Origin of the sequence: Acinetobacter apis (assembly GCF_900197575.1) — a bacterium.
Lineage (GTDB): Bacteria > Pseudomonadota > Gammaproteobacteria > Pseudomonadales > Moraxellaceae > Acinetobacter > Acinetobacter apis.
Window position 1 is genome coordinate 13,160 of sequence record NZ_FZLN01000002.1, and the last position, 15,946, is coordinate 29,105.

At 40.0% G+C, this 15,946-nt stretch carries 21 protein-coding genes and 3 tRNA genes; 5 read left to right on the plus strand and 19 right to left on the minus strand.

The window, feature by feature from the left end; genetic code table 11:
• Positions 1 to 40 precede the first annotated feature (40 nt).
• Entirely contained in the window at positions 41 to 1,294 is a 1,254-nt protein-coding gene (locus CFY84_RS06520) for a YhjD/YihY/BrkB family envelope integrity protein (protein WP_088823425.1), read from the plus strand.
• A 55-nt stretch (positions 1,295 to 1,349) separates the two neighbouring features.
• Here CFY84_RS06520 and CFY84_RS06525 read toward each other — a convergent pair whose 3' ends face one another.
• The 5 genes from CFY84_RS06525 to CFY84_RS06545 all read right to left on the minus strand — a co-directional run bounded on the left by CFY84_RS06525 (position 1,350) and on the right by CFY84_RS06545 (position 2,977).
• Entirely contained in the window at positions 1,350 to 1,988 is a 639-nt protein-coding gene (locus tag CFY84_RS06525; RefSeq protein WP_088823426.1) for a fumarylacetoacetate hydrolase family protein, read from the minus strand.
• A 14-nt stretch (positions 1,989 to 2,002) separates the two neighbouring features.
• A complete protein-coding gene (locus CFY84_RS06530) occupies positions 2,003 to 2,500 on the minus strand; it encodes a YcxB family protein (RefSeq protein ID WP_088823718.1) in 498 nt (165 codons plus the stop codon).
• 177 nt (positions 2,501 to 2,677) lie between these two features.
• Positions 2,678 to 2,754: transfer RNA gene (locus CFY84_RS06535), tRNA-Arg, on the minus strand.
• A 45-nt stretch (positions 2,755 to 2,799) separates the two neighbouring features.
• Positions 2,800 to 2,876: transfer RNA gene (locus CFY84_RS06540), tRNA-Arg, on the minus strand.
• Between the two features lie 11 nt (positions 2,877 to 2,887).
• Positions 2,888 to 2,977, minus strand: a tRNA-Ser gene (locus CFY84_RS06545).
• Between the two features lie 244 nt (positions 2,978 to 3,221).
• On the opposite strand from CFY84_RS06545, the gene rnr reads away from it, so the two are divergent.
• Positions 3,222 to 5,678: a ribonuclease R gene (gene rnr, locus CFY84_RS06550; RefSeq protein ID WP_088823427.1), complete on the plus strand. Its 2,457-nt coding sequence runs from the start codon at positions 3,222 to 3,224 to the stop codon at positions 5,676 to 5,678.
• A gap of 24 nt (positions 5,679 to 5,702) precedes the next feature.
• Here rnr and CFY84_RS06555 read toward each other — a convergent pair whose 3' ends face one another.
• Positions 5,703 to 6,248, minus strand: coding sequence for a TetR/AcrR family transcriptional regulator (locus CFY84_RS06555; protein WP_088823428.1), 546 nt, complete (start codon positions 6,246 to 6,248; stop codon positions 5,703 to 5,705).
• A gap of 117 nt (positions 6,249 to 6,365) precedes the next feature.
• Between CFY84_RS06555 and CFY84_RS06560 the strand changes: the two genes are divergently transcribed.
• The 3 genes from CFY84_RS06560 (at position 6,366) to CFY84_RS06570 (ending at position 9,299) form a co-directional block, all read left to right on the plus strand.
• The gene (locus tag CFY84_RS06560) at positions 6,366 to 6,929 is read left to right on the plus strand and encodes an HPP family protein (protein WP_088823429.1); all 564 of its coding nucleotides are present in this window, start codon (positions 6,366 to 6,368) and stop codon (positions 6,927 to 6,929) included.
• 87 nt (positions 6,930 to 7,016) lie between these two features.
• Positions 7,017 to 9,053, plus strand: a complete 2,037-nt coding sequence (locus tag CFY84_RS06565) for a M3 family metallopeptidase (protein WP_088823430.1) — start codon at positions 7,017 to 7,019, stop codon at positions 9,051 to 9,053.
• Between the two features lie 27 nt (positions 9,054 to 9,080).
• Positions 9,081 to 9,299, plus strand: coding sequence for a YheV family putative zinc ribbon protein (locus CFY84_RS06570; protein ID WP_088823431.1), 219 nt, complete (start codon positions 9,081 to 9,083; stop codon positions 9,297 to 9,299).
• On the opposite strand, the gene CFY84_RS06575 is transcribed toward CFY84_RS06570, so the two are convergent.
• From CFY84_RS06575 to rplR, 13 genes are all read right to left on the minus strand, one after another.
• Positions 9,296 to 9,694 (minus strand): hypothetical protein, encoded by a 399-nt coding sequence (locus tag CFY84_RS06575; protein WP_088823432.1) that lies wholly within the window; start codon positions 9,692 to 9,694, stop codon positions 9,296 to 9,298. The genes CFY84_RS06570 and CFY84_RS06575 overlap by 4 nt on opposite strands.
• Complete coding sequence (locus CFY84_RS06580) at positions 9,687 to 9,938, minus strand: FAD assembly factor SdhE (protein WP_088823433.1); 252 nt, start codon at positions 9,936 to 9,938, stop codon at positions 9,687 to 9,689. Before CFY84_RS06580 ends, CFY84_RS06575 begins: the two co-directional genes overlap by 8 nt.
• An 89-nt stretch (positions 9,939 to 10,027) precedes the next feature.
• On the minus strand, positions 10,028 to 10,405 hold the full coding sequence (rplQ, locus tag CFY84_RS06585) for a 50S ribosomal protein L17 (RefSeq protein WP_088823434.1): 378 nt from the start codon (positions 10,403 to 10,405) through the stop codon (positions 10,028 to 10,030).
• 18 nt (positions 10,406 to 10,423) lie between these two features.
• Positions 10,424 to 11,431: a DNA-directed RNA polymerase subunit alpha gene (locus CFY84_RS06590; protein WP_088823435.1), complete on the minus strand. Its 1,008-nt coding sequence runs from the start codon at positions 11,429 to 11,431 to the stop codon at positions 10,424 to 10,426.
• Between the two features lie 17 nt (positions 11,432 to 11,448).
• On the minus strand, positions 11,449 to 12,072 hold the full coding sequence (rpsD, locus tag CFY84_RS06595) for a 30S ribosomal protein S4 (protein ID WP_088823436.1): 624 nt from the start codon (positions 12,070 to 12,072) through the stop codon (positions 11,449 to 11,451).
• Positions 12,073 to 12,084: 12 nt separating this feature from the next.
• Positions 12,085 to 12,471, minus strand: coding sequence for a 30S ribosomal protein S11 (gene rpsK, locus CFY84_RS06600; RefSeq protein WP_088823437.1), 387 nt, complete (start codon positions 12,469 to 12,471; stop codon positions 12,085 to 12,087).
• An 18-nt stretch (positions 12,472 to 12,489) separates the two neighbouring features.
• Complete coding sequence (gene rpsM, locus CFY84_RS06605) at positions 12,490 to 12,846, minus strand: 30S ribosomal protein S13 (protein WP_088823438.1); 357 nt, start codon at positions 12,844 to 12,846, stop codon at positions 12,490 to 12,492.
• 108 nt (positions 12,847 to 12,954) lie between these two features.
• A complete protein-coding gene (gene rpmJ, locus CFY84_RS06610) occupies positions 12,955 to 13,071 on the minus strand; it encodes a 50S ribosomal protein L36 (RefSeq protein WP_017395330.1) in 117 nt (38 codons plus the stop codon).
• A 20-nt stretch (positions 13,072 to 13,091) separates the two neighbouring features.
• Positions 13,092 to 14,411 (minus strand): preprotein translocase subunit SecY, encoded by a 1,320-nt coding sequence (secY, locus tag CFY84_RS06615; RefSeq protein ID WP_171289064.1) that lies wholly within the window; start codon positions 14,409 to 14,411, stop codon positions 13,092 to 13,094.
• Between the two features lie 45 nt (positions 14,412 to 14,456).
• A complete protein-coding gene (gene rplO / locus CFY84_RS06620; RefSeq protein ID WP_088823440.1) occupies positions 14,457 to 14,897 on the minus strand; it encodes a 50S ribosomal protein L15 in 441 nt (146 codons plus the stop codon).
• Between the two features lie 3 nt (positions 14,898 to 14,900).
• Complete coding sequence (gene rpmD, locus CFY84_RS06625) at positions 14,901 to 15,077, minus strand: 50S ribosomal protein L30 (RefSeq protein ID WP_088823441.1); 177 nt, start codon at positions 15,075 to 15,077, stop codon at positions 14,901 to 14,903.
• Positions 15,078 to 15,083: 6 nt separating this feature from the next.
• Complete coding sequence (gene rpsE, locus CFY84_RS06630) at positions 15,084 to 15,581, minus strand: 30S ribosomal protein S5 (protein ID WP_088823442.1); 498 nt, start codon at positions 15,579 to 15,581, stop codon at positions 15,084 to 15,086.
• Between the two features lie 2 nt (positions 15,582 to 15,583).
• Positions 15,584 to 15,934, minus strand: coding sequence for a 50S ribosomal protein L18 (gene rplR, locus CFY84_RS06635; RefSeq protein ID WP_088823443.1), 351 nt, complete (start codon positions 15,932 to 15,934; stop codon positions 15,584 to 15,586).
• Positions 15,935 to 15,946: the final 12 nt, after the last annotated feature.

The following is a 15,946-nucleotide window of genomic DNA, read 5'->3' on the forward strand; positions in this document are numbered from 1 at the left end:
ATACACAATTATTCATATTAGAAAAATTAGGCGAAGATAGATGCTTCAATACTTAAAAAAACTGCCCTTTTATGAGAAAACATGGTTTCAATTTATTTTATTTGTGATTTCTCGTTTTGAATCAGACCGCTGCCGTGATAAAGCAGCATCTTTAACTTATACCACGCTATTTGCAGTGGTCCCCATGTTAACGGTTTTTTTGGTGATTATCTCATCGATCAAAGCCTTAGAACCTGCACGGCAACAACTCCAGCAATTAATTTATAGTAATTTTTTACCAAAAAGCTCGATTGCATTTGACAAGGCCCTGAGCTCATTTACCGATAAATCTAGCAACTTAACAGTGATTGGTATTTTGTTCTTATTTATTACATCCGTAATGATGCTAAACAGCATTGAAGATGTATTTAATCGAATTTGGCGAATTAAAGAAAAGCGAAGCGGCATTGTTGGCTTCATGCGCTATTGGACCATTATTTCTTTAGGTCCTATTTTATTGGGTACAGCGTTTGTTATTTCATCAGCTGTCACATCATTAAATGTATTAAATAACAACTTTAGTGGCTATCAAATTGACAGCACATTTTTTCTTGCATTAATTTCCTACTCACTCATTGTACTTGGCTTTTTCTTTATTTATTGGACCATTCCAAACCGCTCTATTCCATTAAAATCCGCGTTAACAGCTGCAATTTTTAGCGGTACAGTGTTTCAGCTTCTAAAAACCTTTTTTGGTTATATCATGTCTAACTTCACAAGTTATGAGCTGATTTATGGTGCCTTTGCTGCCATACCTATTTTTCTCCTGTGGATTTATTTATCTTGGAACATTATTTTATTGGGTGTTGAAATCAGCTTTGCACTGACTTCATTTAATACAGGTAAAATCGAAACGCGCCACCCACTTGTAATGATGCTTGATATCTTAGAGCTGTTTTATAAAAAACAAATCGTTGGGGAAACTGTTAGTGAAAAGGACGGTTTAACCGTTTTAGGACGTGGTGAAGTCGGTCGATGGCCAGCCTATATACAAATTTTAGAGCAGCAACAATTTATTAAATCCACCAATAATGATGAATATGTGCTTATTCGTAATTTATCACACATCGATTTTTGGAGTTTTTATAAAGAGCTGCCCTTCACTCTGCCAACCAATGAAGAAATTGGTCATATCCACCCAGATGATGAATGGATGAAACGTTTAGGTCCAAAGTTAATTCAATCTAATCATTATCTTGCTGAAGAATTAGCTATTCCAATGTCTTCTCTTTTTGAAGACAAAAAAGAAGATTAAGGTTACTTGAAACAAAAAAAGCCACATTATTGTGGCTTTTTTTGTTTCATAATCGCTATGCTACATGTGTTTGCCAAGTAAATGTTTGTTCTTGTCCAAATAATATCATGTCTAATTGATCACCATGTTGCAGTGCACCAACGCCTGCAGGTGTACCTGTCATAATTACATCACCTTCATTTAATGTAAATGCTTGGCTAATATCACAAATTAACTCTGCAATTGAGAATAATAGCAGTGCTGTATCACCTTGCTGACGGGTTTCTCCATTAACCTTGAATTGAAAATGAATCTGATCCCAATGTGGTAATAATTGCGGTGCAACCCATTCGCCCAAAATACATGAGCCATCATATGCCTTAGCACGCTCCCATGGCTGACCTTGCGTTTTCATGGCTGTTTGTACATCTCTTAATGTCAAATCTAAGCCTAAAGTCACTCCACCAATCGCTGCCAATGCCAAAGTAGGATCTGTGACTTGGCTTAACGGCGTTTTAATTTGAATAACAAGTTCACATTCATAATGACAACTGCCCAAAGCGGTGTTCCAACGCACACCCTGTGCAAGGCTAGCTAAACTGCTTGGCGGCTTGATAAACAATACAGGTTGTGTAGGTACTGCATTGCCAAGCTCTTTAGCATGCGCGGCATAACTGCGTCCAACACAAACAATTTTTGAGGGTTGAGCGGTCATTTTCTTTCCTTGAATTATTTTTTGAATGTATTTACAAATGCTGCGACTTGATGTGGTTCTGTCATAACACGTTTAGGTACAATGATGACAACGCGTGTTTTTAGTTCAATCACATAAGTCAGCTTCCCTTCTGCGAAATGCTTCACTTCAGAATAAGTATATGTTTTTTGACGACCGTTAGATATGACTTCAAAATAATGCTGAAACAATAAAATAGTCTGTTGATTTTTTCCCAATTGATACTTCACAAATTGACGTTTAAAAATCATGGGTAAAACCACATAACGAACAGCCAATTGCAATGTTAGAAATACCGCGCCTAAACCCACATAATAACGTCCAATTCCTGCAAAGCCTAAATAAAAACCCCACACAATTAAACCGACACTAATTAATGGAGTAATCCATTGTGTAAGCTGCTTTTTCCCTAAAGTCATTAATTTAAAGCCATCTTGCGACTCATCTAAATTTAACAAGTAATCCAAAGACAGTGCAGGTTTTTGTTCAGACATAGTTTCGTTTTCAATCGAGAGTTTAATATGGATAAGAGCATAATGTGGAATACTTAAAATGAACATGATTAATCTTATTTTTATAAGACAATCTCAACATTCATATACAGCATGATCACATGATGTTTTTACAGACACAAAAAAACCGCACAATATGCGGTTTCTTTGTTTCGAATTTGGTGCGCTCAGAGAGATTCGAACTCCCGACCCCTTAGTTCGTAGCCAAGTGCTCTATCCAGCTGAGCTATGAGCGCAGGTATTATTTTATTGACTTCATTGTCATCGTTACATAACATACTTGGTGCGCTCAGAGAGATTCGAACTCCCGACCCCTTAGTTCGTAGCCAAGTGCTCTATCCAGCTGAGCTATGAGCGCGTTAAGTATGTTGGCGGTGAGAGAGGGATTCGAACCCTCGATACAGTTACCCGTATGCGTCCTTAGCAGGGACGTGGTTTCAGCCACTCACCCATCTCACCGTAACGAGACGCAATAATACAAACTTCGTACCCGATACGCAAGCGATGAACGCAATAAATTTAAAAATATTGGTTCAGTTACTTACTTTTTAAACAATTTCACTTAATCTGTTCTTTTTATACACAATAACAGCCAAGTGAAATAGATTAACTGCATAAACTGTATAGAAATTTACAGGTATCCCGTGCAGTCTGAGTCGCTATGACTTATGCTTATCCTATCTCGTAATAAGAAGACAAAGATATGATTAAAAATTGGGTGGACCCTGAAGCTAAAGCTGAATCTGAACGTTATGACAATCCTATTCCAAGTCGTACCCTCATTCTTGAAACGATTAACCAGTCTAAACAACCTTTTTCACATGCTGAATTTGTGGACCATTTTCAAATCCAAGATCAAAAAAGTATTGAAGCACTTAACCATCGTTTAAGTGCCATGGTACGTGATGGTCAATTGGGTAAAGAAGGCATGAAATTTTCTATCTTGCCAGAACAACCTGCTCATGACGCCACGGTTTATATTAATAATAAAGGACTCGGTTCAGCACATATTGATGGTGAAGATGCACTGTTGTTGGCTGAACGCGAATTACGCTTAATCTTTAACGGCGACCGCGTCAAAGTCCGTAAAACGTCAGTAGATCGTAAAGGCAAAGCGTGGGGTTTTATTGAAAGTGTTGAACAACATCGCGTAAAGCAGTTAATTGGTAAAATTTGTGAACATGAAGGCGAATACTTCGTACAGCCTGCAGCGCCTAACCAGCATCAGCCGATTACACTTGAAAAAGAGCTGATTGATCATGCCGGTGCTCAAGTTGGCGACTCTATTCGTATTGCAATTGATGACTATCCAACACGGGAAACCTTCGCAACTGGCCATATTGTGCAGTCGATGGCAGACAAAGCGGATACTGAAATTATTATCCCACAAACGATTTTAGAATTTGGCTTACCGTATGAGTTTCCAGAAGAAGTTATTCAAGATGCTGAGCGTTTTAAAGAACCAACCGCAGCAGATCGTAAAAATCGGGTAGATTTACGCGAACTCCCTTTAGTGACTATTGATGGTGAAGATGCGCGCGACTTTGATGATGCTGTGTTTGCAGAAAAACGCCCAGGTGGTGGTTTCCGTGTTGTGGTGGCAATCGCGGATGTCAGTCATTATGTTCGTCCAGACAAGCCCTTAGATGATGAAGCCAAAGAGCGCGGTACATCAGTTTATTTTCCACATTATGTTTTACCAATGTTGCCTGAAGCTTTATCGAATGGTTTATGCTCGCTCAACCCACACGTTGACCGTTTATGTATGGTCTGTGACTTAACACTATCTCGCTTAGGTCGTGTGACAGGCTATACATTTTATCCTGCTGTGATGCACTCAAAAGCACGTTTAACCTATACCCAAGTGGGTCAGTATTTTGATGGCGACTCACAAGCGATTCCGAATGATCGTGATGTTCAAAAGTCATTAAATACTTTATTTCAGCTCTATGGCATCTTAAAAGATTTACGAGCAAAGCGTCATGCCATGGAATTTGAAACCACAGAAACCTATATGACATTTGATGATTTAGGCGGCATTAAAGAAATCATTCCTAGACAACGTAATAATGCCCATAAATTAATTGAAGAATGTATGTTGCTTGCCAACGTTGCTGCTGCTGAATATGCACTGCAACATGAAGTACCGATGTTGTACCGTGTACATGAAGCACCTGAGCACACAAAAATTCAAAAAGTGCGCGACTTTGTAAAACTGCTTGGACTTCAATTCCCAGAAAATCCAACTCAAGCAGATTATCAAAAAGTCATCGAAGCCACCAAAGACCGTATTGATGCACAAAGTATTCACTCTGTATTGTTACGCTCAATGATGCAAGCCTATTACGGTGCAAAAAATGCAGGTCACTTTGGTTTAGCATATGATGCTTATACCCATTTTACCTCACCAATTCGTCGTTATCCTGATTTACTTTTACACCGTGCAATTAAAGCCCATTTAAATGAACGCCCGGCTCCAATCTCAGGACAAGCATTAGATGATGCAGGTGAACAGTTCTCAAGAACAGAACGCCGTGCAGATGAAGCATCACGTAATGTGACATCATGGCTTAAATGTCACTATATGAAACAGCATTTAGGTGATGAGTTTATCGGTCATATTACCACGGTGACTGAGTTTGGTCTTTTCGTCACACTCAAAGATCTTTATGTCGATGGTATGATTCATATCAGTCAATTGGGAGATGACTTCTTTGTTTATGACATGGCAAGCCAAACCTTAATTGGTCAAAACCATGGTCAAATTTTTGGCTTAGGTGATGAAGTTAAAATTAAAGTGGCAGGTGTGAGCTTAGAAGAGCGAAAAATTGATTTTGAATTGATTAAACAAGTGAGTCATGCTGGTCGTTTGGTTCGTGAGCGTGCACCGCGCCGTAATAGCAAACCTCAAGCACAGCGAGAGGACGTCTTTACACCCACACGAAAAACCACCTCGTCTGAGCATAAAGAGTCCACCGTGATTGATCATACCGCAGCCAAAAAACCACGATCAGCCAAAAAACCGCAAGGCCAAAATAAAAAGTCACATGCAGGAGAAAAGGCAGATAAAGATAAAAAGGCTACGAAAATCTCAAGCAAAGAAAAAAAGAAAAAAATTAAGAAAAAGAAAAAATCAAATGCAAAAACTAAACAGGATTAACTGTTTTAAATGCATGAGACTATTCTAAAGTAATTGAGTGACCCTGATTATAGTGTGTTTAGCTTCTGCTGCCACACTATGATCATAGCCTTCTACTAAAAACCTGCTCGTTAGACCTTCAATCAAGTTATAAGCTAACTCAGCTACATTGACAGAATAACCTTGTTGTTTACAAACTTCATGAATAAAGTTTCGCATCCAAATTTTATGGATCTTTGCTTGTATTGAAATATCCTCTTCAGACTCTGAAGACTCGCCAACAGCACGAACAAATAAACAACCTTTAAAATCCTTCGACTGGAACCATTCAAAATGCCAATCGAATATTGCAATTAGTGCATCCTCCCAATCATGTTTACGAACATATGCTTGCAACTCTTCACGAAAGCGACGATCCCTTAAAATTAAAACTTGCCGAATCAACTCATTTTTATTTTTAAAATGAGTATACAATGTTGTTTTAGAGCACCCCGATTGATCACGGATCAAGTCCACGCCAACACGTGTGAACCCAAGCTGATTAAATAAAAATTCAGCGGTCTCTAAAATTTTTAATGCAGATTTTGACACATTTTCCCCTAGTTGATGTAGATTTTCGAGTTAAAAATCATACACCTTTAAAAAAGTACAAATTTGTACTATAAAATAAATAGCGCATCTGCATGCCATATTTAAAGGAACATAAATATGCTAAATTTAATAAACGGTCAAGAAAAACTCCCTCCAAAAGTACCGCTAAAAGAAATTATGTTGGCATTTTTTGGCGGGTCAATCTGTATTTTATGCCTGTTGTTGCTCACACAATGGAGCCACCATGTCATGATCATGGCACCATTTGGCGCCACTTGTGTTTTACTCTATGCAGCCCCGATGTCACCACTTGCACAGCCTAGAAACATTATCTTGGGGCATTTTATTTCTGCATTCATTGGACTTCTGTTCTTAAAAACCATTGGGGCATCCCTTATCAGCATGTCACTTGCTGTCGGACTTGCCATTGCTTGTATGCAATATTTTCAATGTGTCCATCCACCTGCTGGGGCAAATCCATTGGTATTGCTTTTAACTGCGCATACCACGAGCTATGATTGGTCGTTTTTATTTACTCCTGTACTCTCCGGCTCAATCCTACTTGTCATCATAACTGCTTTTGTTTACGGTATTTTTTCTAAACGCAAATGGCCTTTGTATTGGTTTGCTTTACTCAAAACTTCAGCAAATGACCAGACAACATCAAAAGAACAGAAATAAATTACTATTTTGCCTTGATTTCACGGTGTGGAAGACTTACATCTATCTATAGCACTTCATTATTTTATCAACATAGGTAGACATTCAATGACACAACAAGCAGCTACACTGCCTATTATCGATTTTTCTCAAGTTCAAGTTTCTGAACTTAAAACACAAATTGAACATATTATTCAAAATGGACAATCATTTTTAGATCAGCTCCATGCTGTACCTGAACACTCAACACAACAACTTGATGTCATTACCCAGCTTGATCTTTTCACTAATGACCTAGACAAATCATGGGGAACACTGTCACATTTAAACGCAGTAATGAGCAATGCTGAGACACGTGAAGTTTACCAATCGGTACTACCTAACCTTAGCCAATTCTATACTCAAATTGGGCAACATACCGTATTATTTCAGACCTATCAGCACATTTATGATAGCGAAATTTTAACAACGCTCTCAGATGCACAACAAAGTGCGATTCGACTGTCATTACGTGATTTTAAATTGTCAGGTGTAGCACTAGAGGGTGAAAAAAAGAAACGTTTTGCAGATATTTCTGCACGTCTTTCACAGCTTTCTTCTGATTTTTCGAATCATGTATTAGACGCAACACAAGCCTATGTATTGCCATTAAATGAAGATCAGCTAAAAGGATTACCTCAGAGCGCTGTTGAATTGCTGACCCAGTATGGTGAACAGCATAAGCTTACTCAGCCTGCGGCCACCTTAGAGTTTCCATCTTACCTTGCGATTATGACGTATGCTGAAGATCGTGAATTAAGAGAGGCTTTATACCGTGCTTATAGCACGAAAGCCTCTGATCAAGGCAATGCACCTGAATTCGATAATACCGAAATCATGGAAGAAATTTTGCAATTACGGCAAGAAAAAGCCAAGTTGCTTGGTTTTAAGCATTATGCTGACCTCTCTTTAGCCAGCAAAATGGCACCTGATGTCAATACCGTGCATCAGTTCCTATTTGATTTAGCAGAACACGCACGAGCACCTGCACAACGTGAAATTGCAGAACTTAAAGCGATTGCGAGTCAGGATGGAATCACAGATTTGCAACCATGGGATACGACATATTATTCAGAAAAGCTCAAGCAACAACAATTTAATTTGTCACAAGAAGCTCTTAAGCCTTATTTTCCTGCGCCTAAAGTGGTTGATGGGTTATTCAGTATCGTAAAGCAAATTTATAATGTGAATATTGTTGAACGTGAAGCGCCTGTTTGGCATAAAGATGTCAAATACTATGAGATTGAAGATCATGGACAAGTGATTGCTGCATTTTACTTTGATTTATATGCTAGAAGTGGAAAACGCGGTGGCGCATGGATGAATGGTGCTTTGTCACGTATGCAAACTCAAGCAGGGTTGCAAAAACCGATGTGTTATATGGTATGTAATTTTACACCGCCAGTGGCCAACCAACCTGCGCTTTTAACACATGATGAAGTACTGACATTATTTCACGAGTTTGGACATGGCTTGCATCATATGCTCACTGAAGTTGACAATATTTCGGTTGCAGGTGTCAATGGTGTGGCATGGGATGCTGTAGAATTACCAAGCCAATTTATGGAGTTTTGGAGTTGGGATAAAACTGCACTTGACCAACTTACAGCACATGTCACAACACAAGATACCTTGCCTCAAGAATTGCTTGATGCGCTTTTAAATGCACGATTCTTTCAGTCTGGTATGCAAACGCTTCGTCAACTTGAATTCGCCTTATTCGATCTTACCATTCATATGCAAGACAAAGCATTAGATCGTGATGAAATTCAAACGCAATTAAATGAAATTCGCGCTCAGATTTCTGTGCTACCGACTGTACCGTATAACCGCTTCCAGCATGGCTTTAGCCATATATTTGCAGGCGGATATGCTGCAGGCTATTACTCATATAAATGGGCTGAAGTATTAGCAAGTGATGCTTTTGAACGATTTGAGCAAGAAGGTGTATTTAATCAAAAGACGGGTCAATCTTTTAGGTCATGTATTTTAGCTGTAGGCGGTAAAGATGAAGCCTTAGATGCATTTATTAATTTCCGAGGAAGAGCACCAAAAATTGATGCCCTACTTAAACACCAAGGCTGGACCACCACGAGTTCTGTTTAACTTAAAATTTTCAATGAGCATCATGGTATGAAAAAAAGATTTATTGCAGGCGTAAAATGCCCTAAATGTAATGCGATTGATCGTATTGTGATGTTCACTGATGATGGTGGAAATGAGCATATTGAATGTATTGAATGTGATTACAATGATAAGCGACCAACATTTGCTGATGTTACCTCAGCGGTAGCGGTTCAGCATACTGCAGATGATATTGGTGTCATTCAATTTAAACCTAAATCTCGTTAATACAATTTGGCATAGACTTTCATCTTACGATAATCACAAGCTGACAATTGATCTTTCCAAATGACTTGTGAGCGAGCAAATATGCCTGTCTCAAAGTAAAATACAAAATATAGATGGTGATCAATAATCTGTGTGACGTTGTAACGCTCAACACAATCATCTTCATACAAAAAAGTCCATGTATGATGTTCTAACATGGCACATGAAAGCATGTGCCTTTGTTTCTTTAAATGATAATACATCGCTAGACTGAAAATGACGGCAAGTAAAATAAGATACGGCCATGGCAAAATATGTAATGCAATCCATTCTATCGTTATGATGAAAAACATATGCATCGCCAATTGCCAATAACTCAATTTACGTTGACACTGAATTTCAGTTGGCTTATCCATGGACATAATGTTTTAATTTTTGGATTAGCATTTTATAGTTAATTGATGGTGGTTCAGCTGCCTCCATAAACCAATCTAATAAATCTGGATCTTCTTCTGCAATTAAGTCTTTAAACACAGCCTGTTCATCTAAATCTGCATGCACATAATGATGTTTTACATAAGGATCGAAATAAATATCTAGTTCTTTTAAACCGCGTCTTGCACGATAAATGACTTGTCTTTGTTCTAATGTCAAATCCATTTTTTAACTCTGCTGTGGCTATCAACCTATAATACCGTTTTGAAGACAATAAAAAAGGCCGGAAAACCGGCCTTTTTTATTTAATTCATTTATTCTGCAGAAGTTGTTACTTCACGCTCTACAAGCTCAACATAAGCCATCGGTGCTGCATCTCCAGCACGGAAGCCTGCTTTAAGCACGCGAGTATAGCCGCCATTACGTTCTTTGTAACGAGGGCCTAGAACGGTAAATAATTTACCAACAATTGCTGCATTACGAGTACGAGCAAACGCAATACGACGGTTTGCTACTGTATCGTTTTTAGCTAAAGTGATTAAAGGCTCAGCAACACGACGAAGTTCTTTCGCCTTAGGTAAAGTTGTTTTAATTAGCTCATGCTCAACAAGTGCATTTGCTAAATTTTGAAACAACGCCTTACGGTGGCTGCTTGTACGGCCTAATTTCACACCACTATTACGATGACGCATGGTGATAGTCCTACTTAATTAACGGCTACGATAGGCAAAACGGTCATCTAAACGAAGACTAGCTGGTGGCCAGTTTTCAAGACGCATACCTAGTTGTAAGCCTTTCGATGCCAACACATCTTTGATCTCTGTTAACGATTTTTTACCTAAGTTAGGAGTTTTTAATAACTCAACTTCAGTACGTTGAACAAGATCGCCAATGTAATAAATATTTTCTGCTTTTAAACAATTCGCAGAACGAACAGTAAGCTCTAGATCATCTACTGGACGAAGCAAGATTGGATCAACTTCTTCACGAGGTTCTTGAGCAACTGGAGTTTGATCTTTTTGAAGGTCAACAAAAATTGCAATTTGTTGTTGCAAGATTGTTGCCGCTTTGCGGATTGCTTCTTCAGGATCAACTGTACCATTTGTTTCAAGATCAATGACAAGCTTATCAAGGTCAGTACGTTGTTCAACACGCGCGTTTTCAACGGTGTATGAAATACGTTTGATAGGGCTATAACTTGCATCTAACTGTAGGCGACCTACAGGACGTGTTTCACCTTCCGGGAAACGCGAGTCAGATGTTTCATAACCACGACCTTGAGCCACTTTCAAACGCATTTTTAACGCGCCTGTAGCACTCAATGTACCAATCACATGTTCAGGGTTAACCAACTCAACATTATGAGGTAAACGAAGGTCTGCCGCAGTTACATCGCCAGGACCTTGCTTTTCTAATGTTAAATATGCTTCATTTTGATCGAACAGCTTGATCGACAATCCTTTAAGGTTCAGCAAGAGCTCGACGATGTCCTGCTGCAAGCCTTCTAAAGTACTGTACTCGTGCTCAACGCCTTCTATTTCAACTTCAACCACAGCAGCGCCAGGTAAAGAAGATAATAAAATGCGACGTAGAGCATTACCAAGAGTATGGCCAAAGCCACGTTCTAATGGTTCAAGAATCACTTTTGCCGAGGTCCCGCTTGCCGCTTCGACCTTGATCGCTTGCGGAGTTAGAAACTCGTTTGCAGTACGCGTCATTATTGCTACCTCAAGGATTATTTAGAATACAATTCTACAATCAAGCTTTCGTTGATTTCAGCAGGTAGATCAGAACGATCTGGTGCAGCTTTAAACGTACCTTCCATTTTAGAATGATCAATCTCAATCCAAGTTGGTAAGCCACGTTGAGTCGCTAGTTCAACTGCGTTTTTAATACGAAGTTGTTGTTTAGCACCTTCATGTACAGCAATGACGTCGCCAGCTTTAACTTGAATAGACGCAATGTTTACACGACGGCCATTTAAAGTGATTGAGCGGTGACTGACAAGCTGACGAGCTTCTGCACGTGTAGAACCAAAGCCCATGCGATACACAACGTTATCTAAGCGGCTTTCAAGCAACTGTAGTAAGTTTTCGCCTGTAGCGCCTTTAACACGAGCAGCTTCTTTATAGTAATTACTAAATTGACGCTCTAACACACCGTACATACGACGTACTTTTTGTTTTTCACGTAATTGTAGTGAATACTCTGATTGTTTTGCACGAGACTGACCATGTTGGCCAGGAGCTTTCGCATGTTTTTTTGTTTTGACATCAAATGGTTTGACGCCAGATTTCAACTGCAGGTCTGTCCCTTCGCGGCGAGAGAGTTTGCATTTTGGACCAATATAACGAGCCATGAATGTTTCTCCTTATACGCGACGTTTTTTGGGTGGACGACAACCGTTGTGAGGAATTGGTGTCACATCGGTAATACTGCTAATTTTATAACCCACTGCGCCTAATGCACGAACCGCAGACTCACGACCAGGACCTGGGCCTTTTACAAGGACTTCCAAGTTTTTCAAACCGTAATCCAAAGCTGCTTTACCAGCAACTTCAGCAGCTACCTGAGCAGCAAACGGAGTTGATTTACGTGAACCACGGAAGCCTTGTCCACCTGAGGTAGCCCAAGCCAATGCATTACCTTGACGATCGGTAATCGTTACAATGGTGTTATTAAAAGAAGCGTGAATGTGTGCAACACCTTCAGAGACGGTACGAGTGACCTTCTTGCGTGCGCGTGTATCTTTAGCCATCTTTTAGCTTCCAGAATCTTACTTTTTAATCGGTTTGCGCGGACCTTTACGGGTACGTGCGTTAGTTTTCGTGCGTTGACCGCGGACAGGCAAGCTACGACGATGACGAAGACCGCGGTAGCAGCCTAGATCCATTAAACGTTTAATGTTCATGGAAATTTCACGACGTAAGTCACCTTCGGTAGGAACCTTGGCAACTTCTGCGCGAATCGCATCAAGCTGTGCATCATCCAACTCACGTACTTTAGTGGTCAAGCCAATACCAGCAGCTGCAAGAATATTCTTTGCAGTGTGGCGACCAACACCAAAAATGTAAGTGAGGGAGATAACAGCGTGCTTGTTATCCGGGATATTTACGCCGGCAATACGAGCCATTCACTTTCTCCAAAAAGGCGGTCGAATCTAGTAACCGCCCATTAAATTTCTTAAGGAGCGGATATTAACTCAATTCACCTACTTAAATCAACAGTCTAAGTTAGATTATTAACCTTGACGCTGTTTATGACGAGGTTCTGCGTTACAAATTACGCGGATAACCCCATTACGACGGATAACTTTACAGCTACCACAGATTTTCTTTACAGAAGCTTGTACTTTCATGATGAAACCTCTAAGTGCGCTTATCCCTTAGGATGAGCTGTCGTTTTTTTCATCAATGTTTGATTGTCATATTGGTGAGATGTTAAATGCGATTGTAATTGAGCCATGAAATCCATCACAACAACCACAACAATTAACAATGATGTTCCACCAACATCCATTGTCATGCCAAAAATATTTTGTAATAGCATTGGCATTAAACAAATGATGGTAATATAAATTGCACCAATAAACGTCAAACGATTGAGAATATGATCTAAATAACGAGCTGTTTGCTCCCCTGGGCGTATACCAGGCACATACGCTCCACTACGTTTTAAATTCTCTGAAACTTCTTTTGGGCTAAACATGAGCGCAGTATAAAAGTAACAAAAGAAAATAATTAAAGCAGCAAAGAGTATTAAATACAAACTATGTCCAGGCGATAAAACCAGCGCTAAATCTTGTAATGCACGCTTAACAAAGCCAGCATTAGGATCTGCACTGCCAACCCACTGTCCTAAACTCGCAGGAAATAATAAAAGCGAGCTTGCAAAAATAGCAGGGATCACACCTGCCATATTAATCTTTAACGGTAAGTGTGTTTGCTGTGCAGTAAATACACGACGACCCTGTTGTTTTTGCGCATAATTTACAGCAATACGACGTTGTGCTTTTTCAATAAACACAATCGCCACTAATACTGCGAGTGCAATTAAAACCATTGCAACAAGTCCAATCAAGCTTGTTTGACCATTTTCAATTCCAGAGAATGATTGCAATACCAAGTTTGGTAAATTTGCAACAATCCCTGCAAAAATAATCATTGAGATACCATTACCAACACCACGTTCGGTAATTTGTTCTCCAAGCCACATTAGGAACATTGTTCCTGCAATTAAAGAGGTCACAGCAGGAATATAAAATGCCAAACCAGAAGTCAGGGTAATACCCTGACCTATTAATCCAGCACACATCCCTGTTGCTTGCACAATGGCTAATACCAAGGTGCCTTGACGTGTATATTGATTAATTTTACGCTTACCCTGCTCGCCTTCTTTTTTCAAAGCTTCGAGTGAAGGAATCACTGTCGACATTAACTGCACGATAATTGATGCAGAGATATACGGCATAATTCCTAAAGCAAGAATAGACATTCTTTGCAATGCACCACCTGAGAATGTATTAAACAAACCGAGAATAGTACCTTGGTTTGCGTTAAACAGTTGCTCAAGTGCTGCATTATTAATGCCAGGTACGGGAATATGCGATCCTAGTCGAAAAACCAATAACGCACAGATCAGAAAGACCATGCGACGAATGATTTCACGATATTTCACATGAAACGGTTGGTTTTTCATCATGTGGACATGACTTGAAGAACTAGGAGACATAGACACTCGTATTTACTCCTCGACTTTACCGCCAGCAGCTTCAACAGCAGCTTTAGCGCCTTTAGTCAAAGCAACACCTTTGACAGTGAATGCACGAGTAACTTCACCAGAAAGCACAATGCGCGCGCGTGTTTTATCACGACGTACAACGTTAGCTGCTTTCAAAGTTTCTAGGCTAACAATGTCGCCTTCCACTTTATTTAATTCAGAAACACGAACTTCAGCAGTTTTTAGAGCCAATTGACTTGTAAAACCGAATTTAGGTAAACGACGATAAATCGCTGTTTGACCACCTTCAAAGCCTGGGCGTACGCCACCGCTTTTACGTGATTTTTGACCTTTTACACCGCGACCACCAGTCTTACCAACACCAGAACCAATACCACGGCCCAAGCGACGGTGTTCACGTTTTGCACCTTCTGCAGGTGATAATTCATTTAAACGCAGAGTCATGGTTTATTCCTCTACACTAACCATATAGTAGACTTGATTGATCATACCACGGTTAGAAGGAGTATCTTGCACTTCTACAGTATGACCGATACGACGCAGACCTAGACCTTGTAGGCAAAGTTTGTGATTTTTCAAACGATGCGAAGAAGATTTAGTCTGGGTAACTTTAATCGTTTTCATGATTGATTACCCTTGAATTTCTGCTACTGTTTTACCACGTTTCGCAGCGACTTTCTCAGGAGAAGTCATATCACGCAGACCATTAAAAGTCGCGTTAACTACGTTAGCAGCATTAGTAGAACCATAACATTTAGCAAGTACGTTGTGTACACCTGCAGCTTCTAAAACAGCGCGCATTGCACCACCGGCAATAACACCTGTACCTTCAGAGGCAGGTTGCATGTAAACACGGCTTGCACCATGACGAGCATTCACAGGGTGTTGTAATGTATTTCCACTAAGATCTACAGTAATCATGTTACGACGAGCAGCTTCCAAAGCTTTAGAGATTGCAGCTGGAACTTCACGTGCTTTACCACGACCAAAACCCACGCGACCGTTACCATCACCTACCACAGTTAATGCTGTGAAAGAGAAAATACGACCACCTTTTACAACTTTGGCTACACGATCAACGGCAACCAGCTTCTCAACGAGACCTTCGTTTTGTTCAACTTTCGCCATGATTAGAACTCCAAGCCGCTTTCACGAGCAGCATCAGCTAAAGCTTTGATACGACCATGATATTTAAAACCAGAACGATCAAATGCAACTTTAGTTACACCAGCCGCTTTAGCGCGTTCTGCAATCAAAGCACCAACTGCGGTCGCTGCTTTAATATTACCTGTTGTATCGCTACGTAAAGAGGCATCTAAAGTAGAAGCTTGCGCTAATACTTTGCCACCATCTGCAGAGATAACTTGAGCATAGATGTGACGCGGTGTGCGGTTGACACACAGGCGAGTCGCACCCAATGCACGAATGTGCAAACGTGTGCTTTTTGCACGACGTAAACGGGATTGTTTCTTTTCGTTCATAAGAACCTCGCG

Excerpts from the sequence above, each read along its gene's own strand:
- rplO (WP_088823440.1), bottom strand. The coding sequence starts at position 14,897 with ATGACTCTGCGTTTAAATGAATTATCACCTGCAGAAGGTGCAAAACGT.
- rpsE (WP_088823442.1), bottom strand. The coding sequence starts at position 15,581 with ATGGCGAAAGTTGAACAAAACGAAGGTCTCGTTGAGAAGCTGGTTGCC.
- rpsM (WP_088823438.1), bottom strand. The coding sequence starts at position 12,846 with ATGGCTCGTATTGCCGGCGTAAATATCCCGGATAACAAGCACGCTGTT.
- CFY84_RS06590 (WP_088823435.1), bottom strand. The coding sequence starts at position 11,431 with ATGACGCGTACTGCAAACGAGTTTCTAACTCCGCAAGCGATCAAGGTC.
- secY (WP_171289064.1), bottom strand. The coding sequence starts at position 14,411 with ATGAAAAACCAACCGTTTCATGTGAAATATCGTGAAATCATTCGTCGC.
- rplQ (WP_088823434.1), bottom strand. The coding sequence starts at position 10,405 with ATGCGTCATCGTAATAGTGGTGTGAAATTAGGCCGTACAAGCAGCCAC.
- CFY84_RS06580 (WP_088823433.1), bottom strand. The coding sequence starts at position 9,938 with ATGGATTTGACATTAGAACAAAGACAAGTCATTTATCGTGCAAGACGC.
- rpsD (WP_088823436.1), bottom strand. The coding sequence starts at position 12,072 with ATGGCTCGTTATATTGGTCCAAAATGCAAACTCTCTCGCCGCGAAGGG.
- rplR (WP_088823443.1), bottom strand. The coding sequence starts at position 15,934 with ATGAACGAAAAGAAACAATCCCGTTTACGTCGTGCAAAAAGCACACGT.
- rpmD (WP_088823441.1), bottom strand. The coding sequence starts at position 15,077 with ATGAAAACGATTAAAGTTACCCAGACTAAATCTTCTTCGCATCGTTTG.
- CFY84_RS06570 (WP_088823431.1), top strand. The coding sequence starts at position 9,081 with ATGAAAAAAAGATTTATTGCAGGCGTAAAATGCCCTAAATGTAATGCG.
- rpmJ (WP_017395330.1), bottom strand. The coding sequence starts at position 13,071 with ATGAAAGTACAAGCTTCTGTAAAGAAAATCTGTGGTAGCTGTAAAGTT.
- rpsK (WP_088823437.1), bottom strand. The coding sequence starts at position 12,471 with ATGGCTAAAGATACACGCGCACGCAAGAAGGTCACTCGTACCGTCTCT.
- CFY84_RS06525 (WP_088823426.1), bottom strand. The coding sequence starts at position 1,988 with ATGACCGCTCAACCCTCAAAAATTGTTTGTGTTGGACGCAGTTATGCC.
- CFY84_RS06520 (WP_088823425.1), top strand. The coding sequence starts at position 41 with ATGCTTCAATACTTAAAAAAACTGCCCTTTTATGAGAAAACATGGTTT.
- CFY84_RS06530 (WP_088823718.1), bottom strand. The coding sequence starts at position 2,500 with ATGTCTGAACAAAAACCTGCACTGTCTTTGGATTACTTGTTAAATTTA.
- CFY84_RS06565 (WP_088823430.1), top strand. The coding sequence starts at position 7,017 with ATGACACAACAAGCAGCTACACTGCCTATTATCGATTTTTCTCAAGTT.
- CFY84_RS06560 (WP_088823429.1), top strand. The coding sequence starts at position 6,366 with ATGCTAAATTTAATAAACGGTCAAGAAAAACTCCCTCCAAAAGTACCG.
- rnr (WP_088823427.1), top strand. The coding sequence starts at position 3,222 with ATGATTAAAAATTGGGTGGACCCTGAAGCTAAAGCTGAATCTGAACGT.
- CFY84_RS06575 (WP_088823432.1), bottom strand. The coding sequence starts at position 9,694 with ATGGATAAGCCAACTGAAATTCAGTGTCAACGTAAATTGAGTTATTGG.